This is a genomic window from Corynebacterium occultum, assembly GCF_009734425.1.
Taxonomy (GTDB): domain Bacteria; phylum Actinomycetota; class Actinomycetes; order Mycobacteriales; family Mycobacteriaceae; genus Corynebacterium; species Corynebacterium occultum.
The window spans coordinates 1,628,012-1,644,969 of sequence record NZ_CP046455.1 but is presented as its reverse complement, the minus strand read 5'-3'; the positions used below and the strand labels follow the sequence as shown (position 1 = coordinate 1,644,969).

At 63.5% G+C, this 16,958-nt stretch carries 13 protein-coding genes; 4 read left to right on the top strand and 9 right to left on the bottom strand.

Going from position 1 to position 16,958, the window contains the following annotated elements:
- The first annotated feature begins 13 nt into the window (after window positions 1-13).
- Both ppc and secG read left to right on the top strand, forming a co-directional pair.
- The gene (gene ppc / locus COCCU_RS07680; protein WP_156230969.1) at window positions 14-2,779 is read left to right on the top strand and encodes a phosphoenolpyruvate carboxylase; all 2,766 of its coding nucleotides are present in this window, start codon (window positions 14-16) and stop codon (window positions 2,777-2,779) included.
- 154 nt (window positions 2,780-2,933) lie between these two features.
- Window positions 2,934-3,170 (top strand): preprotein translocase subunit SecG, encoded by a 237-nt coding sequence (gene secG, locus COCCU_RS07675; RefSeq protein ID WP_156230968.1) that lies wholly within the window; start codon window positions 2,934-2,936, stop codon window positions 3,168-3,170.
- An 80-nt stretch (window positions 3,171-3,250) separates the two neighbouring features.
- Here secG and pgl read toward each other — a convergent pair whose 3' ends face one another.
- From pgl to tkt, 5 genes are all read right to left on the bottom strand, one after another.
- Window positions 3,251-4,012 carry a 6-phosphogluconolactonase gene (pgl, locus tag COCCU_RS07670; protein ID WP_156230967.1) on the bottom strand — a complete coding sequence of 254 codons (762 nt, stop codon included), beginning with the start codon at window positions 4,010-4,012 and terminating at the stop codon, window positions 3,251-3,253.
- Window positions 4,013-4,063: 51 nt separating this feature from the next.
- A complete protein-coding gene (locus COCCU_RS07665; protein WP_156230966.1) occupies window positions 4,064-5,008 on the bottom strand; it encodes a glucose-6-phosphate dehydrogenase assembly protein OpcA in 945 nt (314 codons plus the stop codon).
- Between the two features lie 61 nt (window positions 5,009-5,069).
- Window positions 5,070-6,629 carry a glucose-6-phosphate dehydrogenase gene (gene zwf, locus COCCU_RS07660; RefSeq protein WP_156230965.1) on the bottom strand — a complete coding sequence of 520 codons (1,560 nt, stop codon included), beginning with the start codon at window positions 6,627-6,629 and terminating at the stop codon, window positions 5,070-5,072.
- 94 nt (window positions 6,630-6,723) lie between these two features.
- On the bottom strand, window positions 6,724-7,806 hold the full coding sequence (gene tal, locus COCCU_RS07655; RefSeq protein WP_156230964.1) for a transaldolase: 1,083 nt from the start codon (window positions 7,804-7,806) through the stop codon (window positions 6,724-6,726).
- Between the two features lie 125 nt (window positions 7,807-7,931).
- Window positions 7,932-10,025, bottom strand: coding sequence for a transketolase (tkt, locus tag COCCU_RS07650; RefSeq protein ID WP_156230963.1), 2,094 nt, complete (start codon window positions 10,023-10,025; stop codon window positions 7,932-7,934).
- A gap of 540 nt (window positions 10,026-10,565) precedes the next feature.
- Here tkt and COCCU_RS07645 point away from each other — a divergent pair.
- Window positions 10,566-11,498 carry a heme o synthase gene (locus tag COCCU_RS07645; protein WP_156230962.1) on the top strand — a complete coding sequence of 311 codons (933 nt, stop codon included), beginning with the start codon at window positions 10,566-10,568 and terminating at the stop codon, window positions 11,496-11,498.
- Between the two features lie 97 nt (window positions 11,499-11,595).
- On the opposite strand, the gene COCCU_RS07640 is transcribed toward COCCU_RS07645, so the two are convergent.
- Window positions 11,596-12,558: a quinone oxidoreductase family protein gene (locus tag COCCU_RS07640; RefSeq protein WP_156230961.1), complete on the bottom strand. Its 963-nt coding sequence runs from the start codon at window positions 12,556-12,558 to the stop codon at window positions 11,596-11,598.
- 182 nt (window positions 12,559-12,740) lie between these two features.
- Here COCCU_RS07640 and COCCU_RS07635 point away from each other — a divergent pair, with 182 nt between their 5' ends.
- Window positions 12,741-13,982 carry a winged helix DNA-binding domain-containing protein gene (locus COCCU_RS07635; protein ID WP_156230960.1) on the top strand — a complete coding sequence of 414 codons (1,242 nt, stop codon included), beginning with the start codon at window positions 12,741-12,743 and terminating at the stop codon, window positions 13,980-13,982.
- A gap of 102 nt (window positions 13,983-14,084) precedes the next feature.
- Here the strand turns inward: COCCU_RS07635 and COCCU_RS07630 are convergent, their stop codons facing one another.
- From COCCU_RS07630 to COCCU_RS07620, 3 genes are all read right to left on the bottom strand, one after another.
- Window positions 14,085-15,116 carry a COX15/CtaA family protein gene (locus tag COCCU_RS07630; protein ID WP_156230959.1) on the bottom strand — a complete coding sequence of 344 codons (1,032 nt, stop codon included), beginning with the start codon at window positions 15,114-15,116 and terminating at the stop codon, window positions 14,085-14,087.
- 67 nt (window positions 15,117-15,183) lie between these two features.
- Entirely contained in the window at window positions 15,184-15,888 is a 705-nt protein-coding gene (locus COCCU_RS07625; protein ID WP_156232695.1) for an ABC transporter permease, read from the bottom strand.
- 79 nt (window positions 15,889-15,967) lie between these two features.
- Window positions 15,968-16,921 (bottom strand): ABC transporter ATP-binding protein, encoded by a 954-nt coding sequence (locus COCCU_RS07620; RefSeq protein ID WP_156232693.1) that lies wholly within the window; start codon window positions 16,919-16,921, stop codon window positions 15,968-15,970.
- Window positions 16,922-16,958 lie beyond the last annotated feature (37 nt).

The following is a 16,958-nucleotide window of genomic DNA, read 5'->3' as shown; positions in this document are numbered from 1 at the left end:
GGGGAATTTCACCATGCATGCTCCGGATCATCTTCAGGAGGACATCCGCTACCTCGGGCGGGCCCTCGGCCATGTCATTGCTGAGCAGGAGGGGCAGGAGGTCTTCGACCTCGTCGAGGGTGCCCGCCAAACCGCATTCGAGATAGCCCGCGGTGAGGCGGGGATGGATGCCCTGGTCTCGATGTTCCGCAATATCGACCCACGTCGCACCACCCCCATCATCCGCGCCTTCAGCCACTTCGCCCTCATGACGAACCTGGCGGAGGATCTGCACGATGAGAGCAGCCGGGAACGAGCTCTGGACGCCGGGGAACCCGCCCCGGACTCCACCCTCGAAGCGACCTGGGCCAAGCTCGAAGGTGCCCAGGTCACCGCAGCTGAGGTCGCCGAGGTGCTTAGTCGAGCCCTGGTGGCCCCGGTGCTCACAGCTCACCCCACCGAAACCCGGCGTCGCACCGTTTTCGATGTGCAGCAGAAGATCTCCGAGCTGATGGCTGAGCGGCACCGCCTCATCGAAGCCCCGGAAAATGCCCGCACCCAGTCCCGGATGGAGGAGCTGGACCGCCAGATCCACCGCCGGATGACCATTCTCTGGCAGACCGCCTTGATCCGGGTCTCCCGACCACGGATCGAGGATGAGATCGAGGTGGGCCTGCGCTACTACAAGCTCAGCCTGCTGGAGGAGATCCCGGCCATCAACCAGAATGTCTCCCAGGCCATCTCCCGGGTGTACGGGGCAGAAAGTGCCACCCCGGCGATTCTGCGTCCCGGTTCCTGGATCGGTGGTGACCATGACGGAAACCCCTTCGTCACCGCCGACACCCTGCGCTATGCCACCACCAGGGCCTCCGCCACGGCACTCAAGTACTACGTCAACCAGCTGCATGCGCTGGAACATGAGCTGAGTCTTTCCGACCGGCTCTCCGATGTCACCGTGGAGCTGGTGGCGCTGGCCACTCGGGGTCAGAATGATGAACCCAGCCGGGTGGATGAGCCCTACCGCAGGGCGGTACACGGGATGCGGGGCCGGATGTGCGCGACCGTCGCCAAGCTGATTGATCCGGCGGCAGTGGAAGGCACCTGGCACCAGAAGTTCGCACCTTATTCCTCGGCCGAGGAATTTGCTGCTGACCTGGCTGTCATCGATGAGTCCCTGCGGTTTTCACATGATGAAATCATCGCTGAGGACCGGGTGGCCACCATCCGGGTCGCGCTGGACACCTTCGGCTTCCATCTCTACTCCATGGATCTGCGGCAGAACTCCGAGAGTTTTGAACAGGTGGTCACCGAGCTTTTCGGGGTGGCCCAGGTACATTCGGACTATGCCTCCCTGAATGAGGAGGAGAAGGTGCAGCTGCTGATCGCTGAGCTGCATACCCCGCGCCCCCTGGTACCCCGCGGATACCGGGATTTCACGGAGGCGGTGCAACGTGAGATCGACATCTTCGTGGAAGCGGCCGCCGCGAACGCGAAATTCGGGCCGGAGATGATTCCCCACTGCATCATCTCCATGGCGGAATCCGTCAGCGACATCCTGGAACCGATGGTGCTGCTCAAGGAGGTAGGCCTCATCCAGGCGGCGGGGGACAACCCCCGGGGTGAGGTGGATGTGATCCCCCTCTTCGAGACCATCGGGGACCTACAGGCCGGTGCCGATATTCTGCGCCAGCTCTGGCAGTTGCCGCTCTACCGTTCCTATCTCGCCCAGCGCGGTGATACCCAGGAAGTGATGCTCGGTTACTCCGACTCCAACAAGGACGGTGGTTATTTCGCCGCCAACTGGGCCCTGTATGCCGCGGAGCGGGAACTGGTGGAGGCTGGTTCTGAGAATGAGATCAGTCTGCGACTTTTCCACGGCCGTGGGGGCACCGTCGGTCGTGGTGGCGGTCCCTCCTATGAGGCGATCCTGGCCCAGCCCAAGGGTGCGGTCACCGGTTCAGTGCGCATCACCGAGCAGGGTGAGATCATCTCCGCGAAGTACGGTTCGCGGGACACGGCCCGCCGTAACCTGGAGGCTCTGGTGTCCGCAACCCTGGAGGCCAGCCTGCTGACGGTGGATGACCTGAGTAATCCGGAACGTGCCTATGAGATCATGGCTGAACTCGCCGAGCTCAGCCAGCAGAAGTACTCCTCCCTGGTGCATGAGGATCCCGGTTTCATCCCTTACTTCACCCAGTCCACCCCATTGCAGGAGATCGGATCCCTCAATATCGGATCCCGCCCGACCTCCCGGAAGCAGACCGAGGGGGTGGAGGATCTGCGGGCGATTCCCTGGGTGCTGTCATGGTCCCAGTCGCGGGTCATGCTGCCCGGCTGGTTCGGTGTGGGCAGTGCCATTTCCCAGTGGATCGGGGAGGGGGAGCAGGCTGAGAGCCGGATCGCTGAGCTGCGCCGTCTCTATGAAATCTGGCCCTTCTTCGACTCCGTGATGTCGAATATGGCGCAGGTGATGAGCAAGGCGGAGATGCGGTTGGCTGAACTCTACGCCCAGCTGGTCGATGATTCGGACACCTCCCAGCGGATCCACCGGCTGATCGCCGAGGAGTTTGAGCTCTCCCGGGAGATGTTCTTCAAGATCACCGGCTCCGAGCACCTGCTGGCGGACAACCCCATGCTGGCACGTTCAGTACGTACCCGCTTCCCTTACCTGCTGCCCCTGAATGTCATCCAGGTGGAACTGCTGCGTCGCTATCGTGCCGGTGATGAAAGGGATGCCGTGTCCCGGGGAATCCAGTTGACCATGAATGGGTTGGCCACCGCGCTGCGTAACTCAGGTTAGTGGCGGGGGGTGAGTCCGCTTCCATTCCGGCAGGTCCCGGCCAGCTGGCGGAAGTGAGCTCATGTATACTGTCCTAAGTTAAGAACAGTGCCCCGCTAATTCCTTATGCGCCGGGGCCATACCCGACCTGCTGCACGTCAGCCTAAGGAAATCAATGACTCTCGCACTCCAGATCATTCTCGTTCTCTCGAGCATCCTGCTGACCGTCTTCGTCCTTCTGCACAAGGGCAAGGGCGGCGGTCTGTCCAGCCTCTTCGGTGGTGGCGTCCAGTCGAACCTCTCCGGTTCGACCGTGGTGGAGAAGAACCTCGACCGCTACACCGTGCTGACCGCTCTGATCTGGATTGTCTGCATCATTGCCCTGAACCTGATCCAGGTGTTCACTTTCTAGATCAGCTCAGGTAAAAATGCCGCCCACCCTTAAATAAGGTGGGCGGCATTTTCCTTTGCCTATTTCAGAACCCCAGGCAATCAGCCCAGTTCGGTGGCGGCATCATCCGTCAGGAAGAGCACCGTCTCCTTGGTGCCTCCCACTCCGGCGGCCGGCCAGTCCACCGCCTCGGCGCTACGCATCACCGCAGCAGCGGCAGAGGCCTTCTCGGCACCGGCGACCAGCAGCCACACCCGACCGGAGGAATTGATGGCGGGCATGGTCAGGGTGACCCGCTCGGCTGGCGGCTTGGGGGAGTCCTTCACCGCCATGACCAGTTTTTCCTTTTCTCGGACCGCATCGGTGTGGGGGAAGAGGGAGTTGATGTGCCCCTCGCCGCCCATCCCGAGCAGATGCAGATCGAAACCATCGGGTGCGTGTCGGCGGACCGTCTTCTCATACTCGGCGGCCGCCTCATCCAGATCCTGGCCGTTCAGACCATAACCGTGGATGTTCCCCTCGGGGATACTGATGTGCTTGAGCAGGGTGTCGCGGGCCTGGCCCTCATTGGAGTCCTGGTGGGAAACGGGCACATTGCGCTCATCGCCGAAGAAGATGTGCACCCGGGACCAGTCGACCCGCAGGGTCGGGAAGGACTCGGACTGGGCTTCAGCGGCGGCATCCAGCCGTGCCAGTTCCTTGAGGAGGCCGATGCCGGCACCCCCACCGGTGAGCACCACCCGAACCAGACCATCGCCGTGGAGGGCGCCGGAGAACTGGATCTGGGTGATGGTCTCGATGAATCGGCGGGAGGCGAGGGTGATCAGTTCATTGAGGTCAGAGACACGGGCGAGAGAAACCAAGGGATTGACCTTTCGTGGGTTTGCGGAAGTGAGTCGGATCCGGGGCCCAGTCTAGCGGCGGGTCAGCTGACCCAGTCCGCGGAGCGCATTGGCGTAGGCGGTGTCTGGGTCGAGGTGACGCATTTCCTCGGCCAGGCATTCGGCGATGCCGCGGCGGCTGAGAGCGACCAGAGAGTCCGGTCGTCCCGGCACGCTGAGCCGGATGGTGCGGTAGTCGACCACGGACACCACGATGGCACCGTTCTCCTGTTCCAGCTCCAGGCGGGAGATCATGAAGTGGCCGGCCTCGCGGGCGGCATCTTCCTCCCCCGAATCCTGGGAGGTGCGGATGATCTCCACCCCCAGGCGATCCGCGAGCCAACCAGCGGCAATGTCGACACTGGGGTGGTTGGCGGGGCCGTAGACCTTCGCCCCGATGACCTTCTTGCCGGGGCGCTGCTCCAGGGAGGAAGCCACGATACCCCGCCAGTGGGTGATCCGTGACCACATCAGGTCGGAGTCCCCGGGGGCGTAGTTCTCACGGCGGGCGGAGAGCACCAGGGAGCGGGTGTCATTGAGGGCGTCGGTGATCCGACGTTGGGCGAGTCGTCCGATGGGGTGCTCGGAGGGGTTGGCGGGGGCCGCTGAAGGCCACCAGGCCACGATCGGGGTGTCGGGCAGCAGCAGCGGGGTGACCACGGACTCCAGGTGGTTGGAGAGGGTACCTTCGGTGCGCATGACCACCATTTCCGCGGCACCGGAGGCACCAGCCCCCGAGACCTCGGCATCGAGACGTGAGGGGCCTTCCGCGGAACCGGTGAGCATCACCAGCACCCGGGCGGGGTGTTCATGGGCGGCCGCCTCAGTGGCCTGGATGATCTCGTCGACATCATCCTTGGTGGAGGCGACGACGATCAGGGTGAGGACACGGCCGCTGGCCTGGGAGGAGTTGTCCCGGGACTCCATCAGGGCTTCGGCGACCTTCCGGGTGGTGGTGTCGGTGAGAGTGATGATCATGAGGGCCTTTCAGACTCAGGATTCGAGAAGAAGAAAAGGGGGGGTGGAATGCTTCCAGGCCCTAGGGGCGACGCCAGTGGCGGCCAGTGCGTTCCACCATCTTTTCCGCGGATTCCGGACCCCAGGTTCCGGCCGCATACTCATCGGGAAGGCCGTGTTCCTCCCAGTAGTTGAGCACCGGGTCCAGGATCTCCCAGCTCAACTCCACTTCCTCATTGGTGGGGAAGAGGCTGGACTCATCGAGCAAAGCATCAAGGATGAGCCGTTCATAGGCCTCCGGGGATTCCTCGGTGAAGGCCTCCGAGTAGGAGAAGTCCATGTTCACGTCACGGACCTCCATGGTCGAGCCCGGCACCTTGGAACCGAAACGCATCAGCACACCCTCATCCGGCTGTACCCGGATGACCACGGCATTATTGCCCATGGCGCTGGTCATGCCCTCAGCGAAGGGCTGGTGCGGGGCCTCCTTGAACACCAGGGCGATCTCGGTGACGCGGCGTCCCAGACGCTTGCCGGTGCGCAGGTAGAAGGGGACACCAGCCCAGCGGCGGGAGGAGATCTCCAGGGTGCAGGCGGCAAAGGTTTCGGTGGTGGACTTCGGGTCGAAGCCCTCCTCATCGCGTAACCCCGGAACCCAGGTTGAACCCTGCCAACCGGCGGTGTACTGACCTCGGGCGGTGGTCTTGGCCAACGGGTAGACCGGCTTGGTGGCGCGCAGCACCTTGATCTTCTCGGCCTGCAGCTCAGTCGGGGAGAAGGAGACCGGCTCCTCCATGGCGACCAGGGCCAGCAGCTGGATCAGGTGGTTCTGGATGACATCCCGGGCGGCACCGATACCGTCGTAGTAGCCGGCGCGGCCACCCAGGCCGATGTCCTCGGCCATGGTGATCTGCACATGGTCGACATAGTGGGCGCTCCACATCGGATCGAAGAGCTGGTTGGCGAAGCGCAGCGCCATGATGTTCTGCACCGTCTCCTTGCCCAGGTAGTGGTCGATGCGGAAGACCGACTTCTCCGGGAACACGGCATTGACGATCTCATTGAGTTTCTTGGCGGAGGACTGGTCATGACCGAAGGGCTTCTCGATGATCACTCTCCGCCAGGCATCGTCCCGGGACTCCGCCAGGCCGGAACGCTGCAACTGGTGACAGACATCGGCGAAGTAGTCCGGCGGAACCGAGAGATAGTACGCCCAGTTCCCACCGGTACCACGGGTGGCGTTCATCTCTGCGAGGGTGTCCGCCAGGGTGTCGAAGGCGGCATCATCGTCGAAGTTGCCGCGAACGAAATGCATGCCCTCAGCCAGGCGCTCCCAGACATGATCACGGAACTTGGTGCGGGCCCCGGCATGCACTGCTTCGAGCACATAATTCTCGAACTCCTCCTTGTTCCACTCCCGGCGGCCATAACCGATCAGGGTGAAACCGGCCGGCAGCAGACCACGGTTGGCCAGGTCATAGACCGCCGGCAGCAGTTTGCGTCGTGCCAGGTCACCGGTGACTCCGAAAATGACCATGCCGGAGGGGCCGGCGATCCGAGGAAGTCTCTTGTCATGGGGATCGCGGAGCGGATTGACCCAGTTGTTCTCGGGGGAATCGGAATCAGTATGCAGCTCAGACAAAACGGTGTCCTTTTGAGGGAAGGAAGGCGGGGAGCAGAAGACTTGGATCCGGCCCCACGTTCCCAGGGGATCGTGGGGCCGGCGGGAAGGAGATTTAAGAGAGGCGGGCCTGCATGGATTCGAGCAGCTCGACCCAGGCAGCGACGAACTTCTCGACGCCCTCACGCTCCAGGACAGCGAACACATCCTCAAGGTCGATGCCGACCTCGCTCAGGGAACGCAGTACCTGATCGGCCTCGGTGACATCCCCGGAGAGGGTGTCACCGTGCAGGTTGCCCTGCTCCAGGACGGCGTCGATGGTCTTCTCCGGCATGGTGTTGACGGTGTGGGGTCCGGCCAGCTCGGAGACATAGAGGGTGGTGGGGTAGTCCGGGTTCTTCACACCGGTGGAGGCCCACAGGGGGCGCTGGACATTGGCGTCGGCGGGGAGATCCGCGGCGTCGAAAAGCTGGGTGAAAACGGAGTAGGCGCGCTGGGCGTTGGCCACACCGGCCTTGCCGCGCAGTGCCAGGGCCTCCTCGGTGCCGATGGCCTCAAGACGCTTGTCGACCTCGGAGTCCATGCGGGAGACGAAGAAGGAAGCCACGGAGTGGATCTTGGAGACATCCTTGCCGCTCTCGGCGGCGCGCTTGATGCCCTCGATGTAGGCGGCGATGACCTCGCGGTAACGGGTGACGGAGAAGATCAGGGTCACGTTGACGCTGATGCCCTCGGCCAGGGCCTCGGTGATCGCCGGAATGGATTCCGGGGTGGCGGGGATCTTGATCATGACGTTGGGGCGGTCAACCTTGGCCCAGAGATCACGGGCCTGGGCGATGGTGGCCTCATATTCAGCGGCGTGGCGCGGATCGACCTCGATGGAGACGCGGCCGTCCTTGCCCCCGGTTGCCTCGTAGACCGGGGCGAGAATATCGCAGGCGTCGCGGACATCATCGATGGACATGGCGAAAACCGCCTCATCCACGGCTGCACCGGCAGCCTTGAGCTCGGCGATCTGTGCATCGTATGCAGTGCCCTGGGACATTGCGGCGGCGAAGATGGCCGGGTTGGTGGTCACCCCGACGATGGACTTCGACTTGATGATCTCCTCGAGGTTGCCGCTCTTGATGCGGTCACGGGAGAGGTCGTCCAACCAGGTGGAGGTGCCGAGCTCGGCGAGGGTGTCAATGTGGGACATGGAGAATAATTCCTTCCGGGAAAGTGGGAAACCGATGGGGGATCAGGCAGGTGGAACAGGGGGGAAGAAACCCGCCCGATCTTGGGGGATGAAGGGTCAGATGGGGCGGGTTGTCAGGCACGGCTCTAGGCGTTCAGGGATTCCTTGGCGGCGTTGAACACTGCCTCCGCGGTGATGCCGAACTCCTGGAAGAGCTTCTGGTAAGGGGCGGAGGCGCCGAAGTGCTCCAGGGAGACCGCCCGGCCACGGCTACCGATCCAGCGGTGCCAGGACATGGCCAGGCCAGCCTCGACGGAGACGCGGGCGGTGACGGCGGTGGGCAACACCGACTCGATGTAGTCCTGATCCTGCTCCGCGAACCAGTCCATGCAGGGCACGGAGACCACCCGGGCGGCGATGCCCTCAGCCTCGAGCTGCTTGGCGGCTTCCACGGCCAGCTGGACCTCGGAGCCGGAACCCATCAGGATGACATCCGGGGTCTGTTTGGAACCTTCCACGAGGACGTAGGCACCGCGGCGGACACCCTCATCGGCCTTCTCCTTGGTGCCCTCGAGCACCGGGACGTTCTGGCGGGTCAGCGCCAGACCCTTGGGGCCGGACTTGTACAGCAGGGCGTTCTTCCAGGCAGCTGCGGTTTCATTGGCATCGGCGGGGCGCAGCATGGACATACCCGGGATGGCGCGCAGGGAGGTCAACTGCTCAACCGGCTGGTGGGTCGGACCATCTTCACCGAGGCCGATGGAGTCGTGGGTCCAGACGTAGTAGGCGTCGGTACCCTGCAGGGCAGCCAGGCGCACGGCCGGACGCATGTAGTCGGAGAAGATCAGGAAGGTGCCGGCGTAGGGGCGGGTGCCACCGTGCAGGGCGATGCCGTTGAGGATCGCACCCATGGCGTGCTCACGGATGCCGAAGTGCAGGTTACGACCATAGGGCGTGGCGGAGAACATGTCGGTGGTGATGTTCTCGGGGCCGAAGGAGGGCTCACCCTTGATGATGGTGTTGTTGGATCCGGCCAGGTCGGCGGAACCGCCCCAGAGCTCCGGCAGGGTCTTACCCAGTTCCTGCAGCACCGCCTCGGAGGCCTTACGGGTGGCCACACCCTTGGCATCCGGCTCCCAGGTGGGCAGCTCATCGGCGAAGTCGGCCGGCAGCTCACGGGTGATCAGGCGATCATGGAGCTCCTTGGCTTCCGGGAACTTCTCGGCCCAGGCGTCATAGCGCTTCTGCCACTCAGCGTGCTTGGTGGCACCGCGTTCAGCCAGGGAGCGGGTGTGGGCCAGAACCTCCGGGGCCACGTCGAAGTGTGCCTCCGGGTCGAAGCCGAGCTCACGCTTGGTGGCGGCGACCTCTTCCTCACCCAGGGCGGCACCGTGGGCGGCGCCGGTGTTCATCATGGTCGGCGCGGGGTAGCCGATGATGGTGCGGACGCGGATGAAGGTCGGGCGGGTGGTGTCGGCCTTGGCCTCTTCGACGGCCTTCTCGATGGCGGCAACATCCTCGCCACCTTCGATCTCGATGGTCTGCCAGCCGTATGCCCGATAACGGGCGACGACATCCTCGGTGAAGGCGATCTGGGTGTCATCCTCGATGGAGATGCGGTTGTCATCCCAGAAGACGATCAGGTTGCCCAGCTGCTGGGTGCCGGCCAGGGAAGAAGCTTCACCGGTCACACCCTCCTGGAGGTCACCATCGGAGGCGATGACGTAGATGTGGTGGTCGAAGGGGGACTCCCCGGCCGGTGCCTCCGGATCCAGCAGGCCACGCTCCCGGCGGGCGGCCATCGCCATGCCCACGGAGGACGCCAGGCCCTGGCCCAGCGGGCCGGTGGTGATCTCCACACCGTCGGTGTGGCCGTACTCCGGGTGTCCGGGGGTCAGTGAACCCCAGGTGCGCAGAGCCTTCAGGTCCTCCAGCTCCAGACCGAAGCCACCCAGGTAGAGCTGGATGTACTGGGTCAGTGAGGAGTGGCCCGCGGAGAGGATGAAGCGGTCACGCCCTGCCCAGTTCTTCTCAGCGGGGTCGTGATTGAGGATCCGCTGGTAAAGGGTGTAGGCCAGCGGAGCCAGGCTCATCGCGGTACCCGGGTGTCCTGAACCACACTTCTGGACGGCATCGGCGGCGAGCACTCGGACGGTGTCAACCGCCTTGGTGTCGACCTCGGTCCAGTCAGCGGGATAATTGCGGACGGTCAGGGCCTGAAGTTCGGGCGACAGGGTCACGATGGTGAAACCTCACTTGTTCTAGTTGCTGATGACTTAAAGGCTTGGTAGCACCAACTTTACCGGGGCCGAACTAATCCGGGAGATCCCAGGGCTGCCAGATCACCCAAACCTCAAGTCTGCGTCAGCTACCACCATAGTTCCTTTTGAGTCCGGGCTGTGACACTGATGCCTCAACTTTCGGGGATGTGCCTATGCCCACGGAATTATGGGGGGATGTGGGCCACCTTGGAGTGACTTCCAGCGCCTTTCATCGATTGCGGCGGTGGGGGATTGTGGAATGAGGCAGCTGAACAGATAGCATGGAAAAGCTGTATTTAAGAGCATCCGGGTCAACCCCGGCCGCCCGGGAACTTTTCCGGGACCTCATCCGACTAATGGATCAGCACGCCCCGCAACCACCCCTGGTTTGTGGGGCGCCGCCGGGCCCGTCGATACGAGCAGATGACGGGCCCGCACCCATGTTCCGGAGGGGTTTTTCCGGTGATGCGGCGCAGATGCCGCGACAAGTAGAACCACTGAAAGTTGGAGGAATCGCCCTTGGACACCATCAAGGCCTATATTGCGCTGACGAAACCAAGGGTGATCGAGCTGCTTCTTGTGGCCACGATCCCGGCGATGCTCCAGGCGGAGCGGGGCGCGAACAATATCGTCCTGATCCTCCTGACGGTGGTCGGCGGTTGGATGGGTGCAGCAGCCGCCAACACCTTCAACATGGTCGAGGACTCTGACATTGACCAGAAGATGGGACGCACCCGCGCCCGCCCCCTGGTCAAGCACACCGTCTCCAATCGGGCCGCCAGCATTTTCGCCTGGACACTGACCGTCCTGAGCTTCCTGTGGCTCTGGTTGCTCTGTAACTCCCTGAGCGCGGCGATCTTCGTGATGATCACCATCGCCTTCTACATCTTCGTGTACACGAAGTTCCTGAAGCGCCGCACCCACATGAACATCGTCTGGGGAGGCGCCGCGGGTTGCATGCCCGTGGTTGTCGGCTGGGCTGTGATCACCGATAACCTGCCCGCGGGAGTCCCCAACCAGTGGTGGCAGGCCCTCGTGATGTTCCTGATCATCTTCTTCTGGACCCCGCCCCACACCTGGGCACTGGCCATGAAGTACAAGGAGGACTACAAGGCTGCCGGTGTGCCGATGCTGCCGGTGGTCCGTGAGCCTGTCGAGGTCACCCGTCAGATCGTCTGGTACACCGTGGCCACCGTCCTGGTTTCCCTCCTGCTGATCCCGGCCACCTCCTGGATCTACCTGGTCGCCTCGGTCGTCGCCGGCATCTGGTTCCTCGCCAGCGCGATCACCCTCCACAACGGGGTCCGCAAGGGTGGTGAGGTGAAACCGCTGAAGCTGTTCATCCTCTCCAATAACTACCTCGCCCTGGTCTTCGTGGCACTGTCCGTGGACGCGGTCTTCGGCTGGGACACCATCGGCATGATGCTGGGTTGGGACACCACCTTCTTCTGACCTGGTTTCAGATGCTGAAGCTGAAAACGCCGGAGGGAGCCACCATATGATTGGTGGCCCCCTCCGGCGTTTCGGGGTTTTAAAGTGCCCGCCAGTTCTAGCTGACCTGCAGCACAATGGAGCCGGTGGTGCGGCGCGCCTGGATATCACGGTGGGCCTGCGCGGCGTCGGCAAGGGGGTAGACCCCGCCGATGCGGAAGTTCAGGGTGCCGTCAACCACACCCTGGGTCACGGCCTGGGCACGCATCCGGAACTCGCCCTCGCCGGAGGTGTAGGCACCCATCGAGGGGCGGGTGAGAAAGATGGAGCCGTGCGTGTTCAGCAGCTGCGGATCGAAGGGTTCCACCGCACCGGATGCCGCACCGAAGAGACAGACTGTGCCACGGGGACGCACCGCCTCCAGAGACTCCTGGAAGGTGTCCTTGCCCACGCCGTCATAGACCACATCCACGCCAACCCCACCATTGCGGCGGCGGACCGTTTCCGCCAGCTCCGCGGAGTACAGGAAGACCTCGGTCGCCCCGGCAGCCAGTGCCAGTTCCACCTTCTCCTCAGTCGAGACCACGGAATAAACCCGTGCCCCCTTGGCTGCGGCCATCTGGGTGGCAATCAGCCCCACGCCACCGGCACCGGCGGTGATCAGGCAGGACTCTCCCTCCTGCAGATCGTGCACACCGTGGGTGAGGTAATGCGCGGTAATACCCTGCAGCAGCATGGAACCAGCCACATGCGGGTCGACGCCCTCAGGGACAGCCACCAGTCGCTCACGGGGAACACAAACCCGCTCAGCATAGGAACCGAAGGCATCCATCCAGGCCACCAGAGTGCCCTCGGCGATGATGCCCTGCGGGTCATGCAGCACCCGCCCGGTGCCCTCCTGGCCCGGCACGAAGGGGATGGCAGCGTGGTAGACGCCCTCCCGGTAGTAGGTGTCGATGTAGTTGATGCCGGCCACGTCCACCGCCACCAGCACCTGGTCCTCTGTGGGGGTGGGTGCTTCGATATCGCGGAGCTGGAGAACTTCCGGGCCGCCGGTCTCTGTAATCTGGATTGCCTTCATAACATCAAGGCTAATGAAATTGGGCGGCGTCGTGGTGGCTTTTGATAGAGATGGGGGAACAATGGGGATTGATTCCCAGGTCCATGAGGACATCCCCCCACTCACCGGAGGCTTGCCAACCCATGACCTGACGGTGACGAATGATGTTGACAGTGTATGAGGCACGTGGCGAGGATAAACCAATGCGTTTGGTCACCAATGATGAAAGACGTGCCCGACTGGGCGTGCGACATGCTCTCACAGTTTCAACTGGACTCCGCACCCCGGAGGAGGTGGCCCGAGCGCTGGTGGGCCTGCATGCGACAGAATCAGCCAGCGTCCACCTGTCAATAGGGGCGCGCAGCAGGGAAATCTCAATCTCCGATGTCCAGCGCTCCCTCTACCACTCCCGGACACTCATCACACAGCTCTCCATGCGGGAAACGCTTTTCGCCTATCCCCGTGATCTGATTCCGGCGGTGCTGGGAAGTGCCGCCGCCCGGGTCGCCGGAGTCGCCCGTCGGCGTCTGATCCGCGACCTGGAACGCTGGGGGTCAACCGGGGAAGGCGAGGGACAGGCATGGCTGACGGCGGCAGAAACAACAGTCCTGAGCGGACTGGCAGACGGAGTGCCACGCTCCTCAAAACAGATTCGCACCGAGATAGTCGAGGTCAGTGGGGTAATTAACCAGGCACCTGATAAGTCCTGGGGTGGGCCGGTGGCCATCGCCCCCAAGGTGCTCGCCCTCCTGAACCTGCAGGGCAGCCTCGCCCGCGCCGGGAATGCCGGTGACTGGTACCGGAACCACCCGACGTGGACCACTGCCCGGGCATGGTGGGGGCAGGAACCGCCGGGGCCGCTGACCGCGCGGCAGGGATATGCGGAACTGGTGCACCGTTGGCTCTGGTCCTATGGGCCCGGCACGGTGGAGGACATGGCCTGGTGGCTGGGAACCACCAAGACCGCGATCCGCGCCGCCCTGGAGAATGTGGATGCCCGTCAGGTTGTCCTGGAGGATGGTTCGGTTGGGTGGCTGCGCAGTGATGACCTGGATGTGATCACTGCTGCGGAAGATTGGGTGGCGCTGCTGCCGATGTTCGACCCCACGGTGATGGGATGGAAGAAGCGGGACTTCTACCTGGGGGAGCATGCACCCCAGCTCTTCGACAGTGCCGGCAACTCCGGGACGACCGCGTGGGTGAATGGCCGGGTGGTGGGGGTGTGGATCCAGGATGCGGGAGGGCAGGTCCAGGTCCGGCTACTCGAGGAGGTCTCGGCCGCCGCCGGTGAGGCACTGCTGGCTGAAGCGGAGCGGCTCAACCAGCTGTTGGAGGGGAAACGGGTGTTCACGGTCTACCCCTCACCGGCGATGCAACCTGAAGCAGAGCTCAGGATACTTTCTCCCGACCTTTCCGCGGAGAGCTGCGGGAAACGGTCCCAGTAGACACCCCCCTGGAGATGAGATCACCCCGAAGCATGGCAGGGAAACCATGATTCGGGGCGAGCTGTCCGCCTCCGTCAAGAGACGGTGCGGTATTCGGCGCAGCTAGGCCGCAGTGGCGTTGGCTTGTGCCACCTCACGCTGACGGAGCCGCTCATCACCTGTCGGGGAGCCGGTGCGCAGCTCCTCTGTGCCACCCTGACGGACGACACCGTGGGCATAGAGGAAGGCTGAGAAGGCGACAACCACGGAGGACATGGCGATGTGCACCGGGATGGACCAGCGGGGGACACCCAGGTTGTACTGGGCGATGCCGATCGCGCCCTGGATGAGGATCATCGCGATCAGGACCCAGCTGGTCTGCTTGGCGGCACCGGAAGCCTTCGCACGATAGAGCAGGCCCACGACAATCAGGGTGAAGGCCAGGTAGACGTACATGTTGTAACCGTGGATATGGGCCATCAGGTCGATATCGACCTCGAGGCGACCCTCCATACCGACTCCGGCATCACCGGAGTGCGGGCCGGCGCCGGTGACCATCGTGCCGGTGGCCAGGACCACCGCCAGCGAGATCACGGAGATCAGCAGCAGGACACGGATGGCGGTGGGGAAGACCTTGGTGGGGGCACCGTCATCCGGCTGGGGGAGACGGGTATAGAGCAGGGCGGCGACCCACACCAGCACCATGGAGGGCAGGAAGTGGATGGCCACGGTCCACCAGTGCAGGTCCATCAGCACTGAGATGCCGCCGAGTACGGCCTGAAGGACGATGCCCAGACCTGAGATGATGGAGTAGACCAGGATCTCGGTACGTCGCTTGGCACGCAGAACCATGAAGAAGACAGCGATGGCGGCGGCAGCGACCACGAAGGTCAGCAAGCGATTACCGAATTCGATGGCCTGGTGAATCCAGGGGGCGGCACCGGCCTGGGGGACCAGGGATCCCTCGTGGCACAGCGGCCAGGTATCACAGCCGAGACCGGAACCGGTGACTCGGACAATGGAACCGGTCACGGTGATTCCACCCTGGGCCAGCAGCAGGATGAAGGCTGCGATGCGCTGGATGCGCAGGGTGGGGATCCAGGGGGTCTTGGGAGTTGGATTCTCTGTGGAGGCAGGTGTCGTCGCGGTACTCACGGCACCCAGTCTAACCCTGCTGCCAGCCACAATGACAATCACTAAGGGCAGGTGGGAGGGCTGTGATCTAGGACGCGAAACGGAACCATTTGACCGCCGCAGCCGACGCGGCGATCAGCCAGGCCAGCAAAATCAACAGCTGCAACCAGGGGAGGGTGCCCTCGAAAGCGAGGGTGAGGCCGGAAGCCAGGGTCACCGAGGGAATCAGGTTCGCCCAGCCGGCTTCATGCAGACCCTGACTGAGCAGCACCCAGCCGACCAGGGCGGAAAGCACCACCCAGATCAGATTGGCCAGGGCAAGCACCACCTCCGAACTCAAGGTGCCACCCATCAACAGACCGAAGGATGAGAAGGCGGCCACTCCGATGATCAAGGTCAAGGCGCCAATGATGACTCCGAGGGCATCGGGGCGCCACCCGAGGATAAGTGCGGTGCCGCTGAGCACGAGGGTCTGGATCAGCACCATCGTCACCACCGCGGCAACCTTGCCCATGATGATCGTCGAGGCCGGTACTCCGGAGGCCCCGGTGCGCTTGAGGGCACCGTAGCGGCGGTCAAAGGCCAGGGCGATGGCCTGACCGGTGAAACCGGAGCTCATCGCCGCGATTGCCAGGATGAGCGGGAAGGCCTCGTCGATGGGCTGGTCACTCTCCAGGATCGGCACCTTCGCCAGCACGATCAACATTGCGAAGGGAATGATCATGCTCAACAGCTGCTGCTCCCCATGGCGCAGGAAGAGCTTGGACTCGATCCTGGCCTGTGCCCGGACCATCTTCGCGGGGGAGGCGGATCGGGGGTCTGGGGCGAAGGTTCCCGGGGCGAAACCGGTGGATTTCGGGGTACTCAAGTGACTAGCTCCTCAGTTCTTTTCCGGTCAGCTCGAGGAAGACCTGCTCGAGATTGCGGTGGTCCGCTTCCATCCGGCGGATCAGCACATCCTGCTTCGCGACGGCCGCGGCCAGATCAGCCAGCAGCTGCGGGGTTGCCGTGGCAGGCAGGTTGTAGTGCAGCGGGCGGATCGCCTGCAGCGCCGGAACCTGGTGTCCTGCCGCTGTCAGCGCGGTTTCGATAAGCGGGACATCAAGTTCCCGGTCGGTACTGATAGTCAAGGTCTGTATCCCGGCGGTGTCGCCGTTGGTCAGCTCGGCAGGGGTGCCGGCGGCGACAGTCTGACCATGATCAATGATCATGATGCGGTCGGCCAGGGCCTCAGCTTCATCCATCAGGTGGGTGGTCAGTACCACTGAAACCCCGTCCTGACTCAGCTGGGACACCAGATCCCAGACCATGAGACGGGATTGAGCGTCCATGCCGGCGGTCGGCTCATCGAGGAAGACGAGTTCGGGCCTTCCGATCAGCGCCATCGCCAGTGAAAGACGCTGTTGCTGCCCGCCGGAGAGGCGACGATAAGTGGTGCGGCGCTGTTTACTCAGGCCCACGACATCGAGCAGCCACTCGGGGTCATGGGGGTTGGCGCTGTATGAGGCAGCCAGGTGCAGCATCTCACCGGCCCGGACACTGGAGTAGGCGCCGCCTCCCTGAAGCATGATGCCCACGCGGCGTCGCACCTGGTCCGGGTCTCGGGTCGGGTCCACCCCCAGCACCCGGATATTTCCTGAGGTGGGGGTCTGGAAACCCTCACACATCTCGATGGTGGTGGTCTTGCCGGCACCATTGGGGCCGAGGAGGGCGAAGATCTCGCCTCTTTCGACCCGGAGATTGAGGCCCCCCACCGCAGTTGTGGAGCCGAAGCGCTTGACGACATCGCGCAACTCCAACGCGGGGGCATCCGCGGGGTCATCCATAAGTTGGCGCACGGGCCCGCCCTGAACTTCCGATTGA

Excerpts from the sequence above, each read along its gene's own strand:
- ppc (WP_156230969.1), top strand. The coding sequence starts at position 14 with ATGCATGCTCCGGATCATCTTCAGGAGGACATCCGCTACCTCGGGCGG.
- COCCU_RS07665 (WP_156230966.1), bottom strand. The coding sequence starts at position 5,008 with ATGATCATCACTCTCACCGACACCACCACCCGGAAGGTCGCCGAAGCC.
- secG (WP_156230968.1), top strand. The coding sequence starts at position 2,934 with ATGACTCTCGCACTCCAGATCATTCTCGTTCTCTCGAGCATCCTGCTG.
- COCCU_RS07620 (WP_156232693.1), bottom strand. The coding sequence starts at position 16,921 with ATGGATGACCCCGCGGATGCCCCCGCGTTGGAGTTGCGCGATGTCGTC.
- COCCU_RS07640 (WP_156230961.1), bottom strand. The coding sequence starts at position 12,558 with ATGAAGGCAATCCAGATTACAGAGACCGGCGGCCCGGAAGTTCTCCAG.
- COCCU_RS07635 (WP_156230960.1), top strand. The coding sequence starts at position 12,741 with ATGCGTTTGGTCACCAATGATGAAAGACGTGCCCGACTGGGCGTGCGA.
- tal (WP_156230964.1), bottom strand. The coding sequence starts at position 7,806 with ATGTCCCACATTGACACCCTCGCCGAGCTCGGCACCTCCACCTGGTTG.
- COCCU_RS07625 (WP_156232695.1), bottom strand. The coding sequence starts at position 15,888 with ATGGTCCGGGCACAGGCCAGGATCGAGTCCAAGCTCTTCCTGCGCCAT.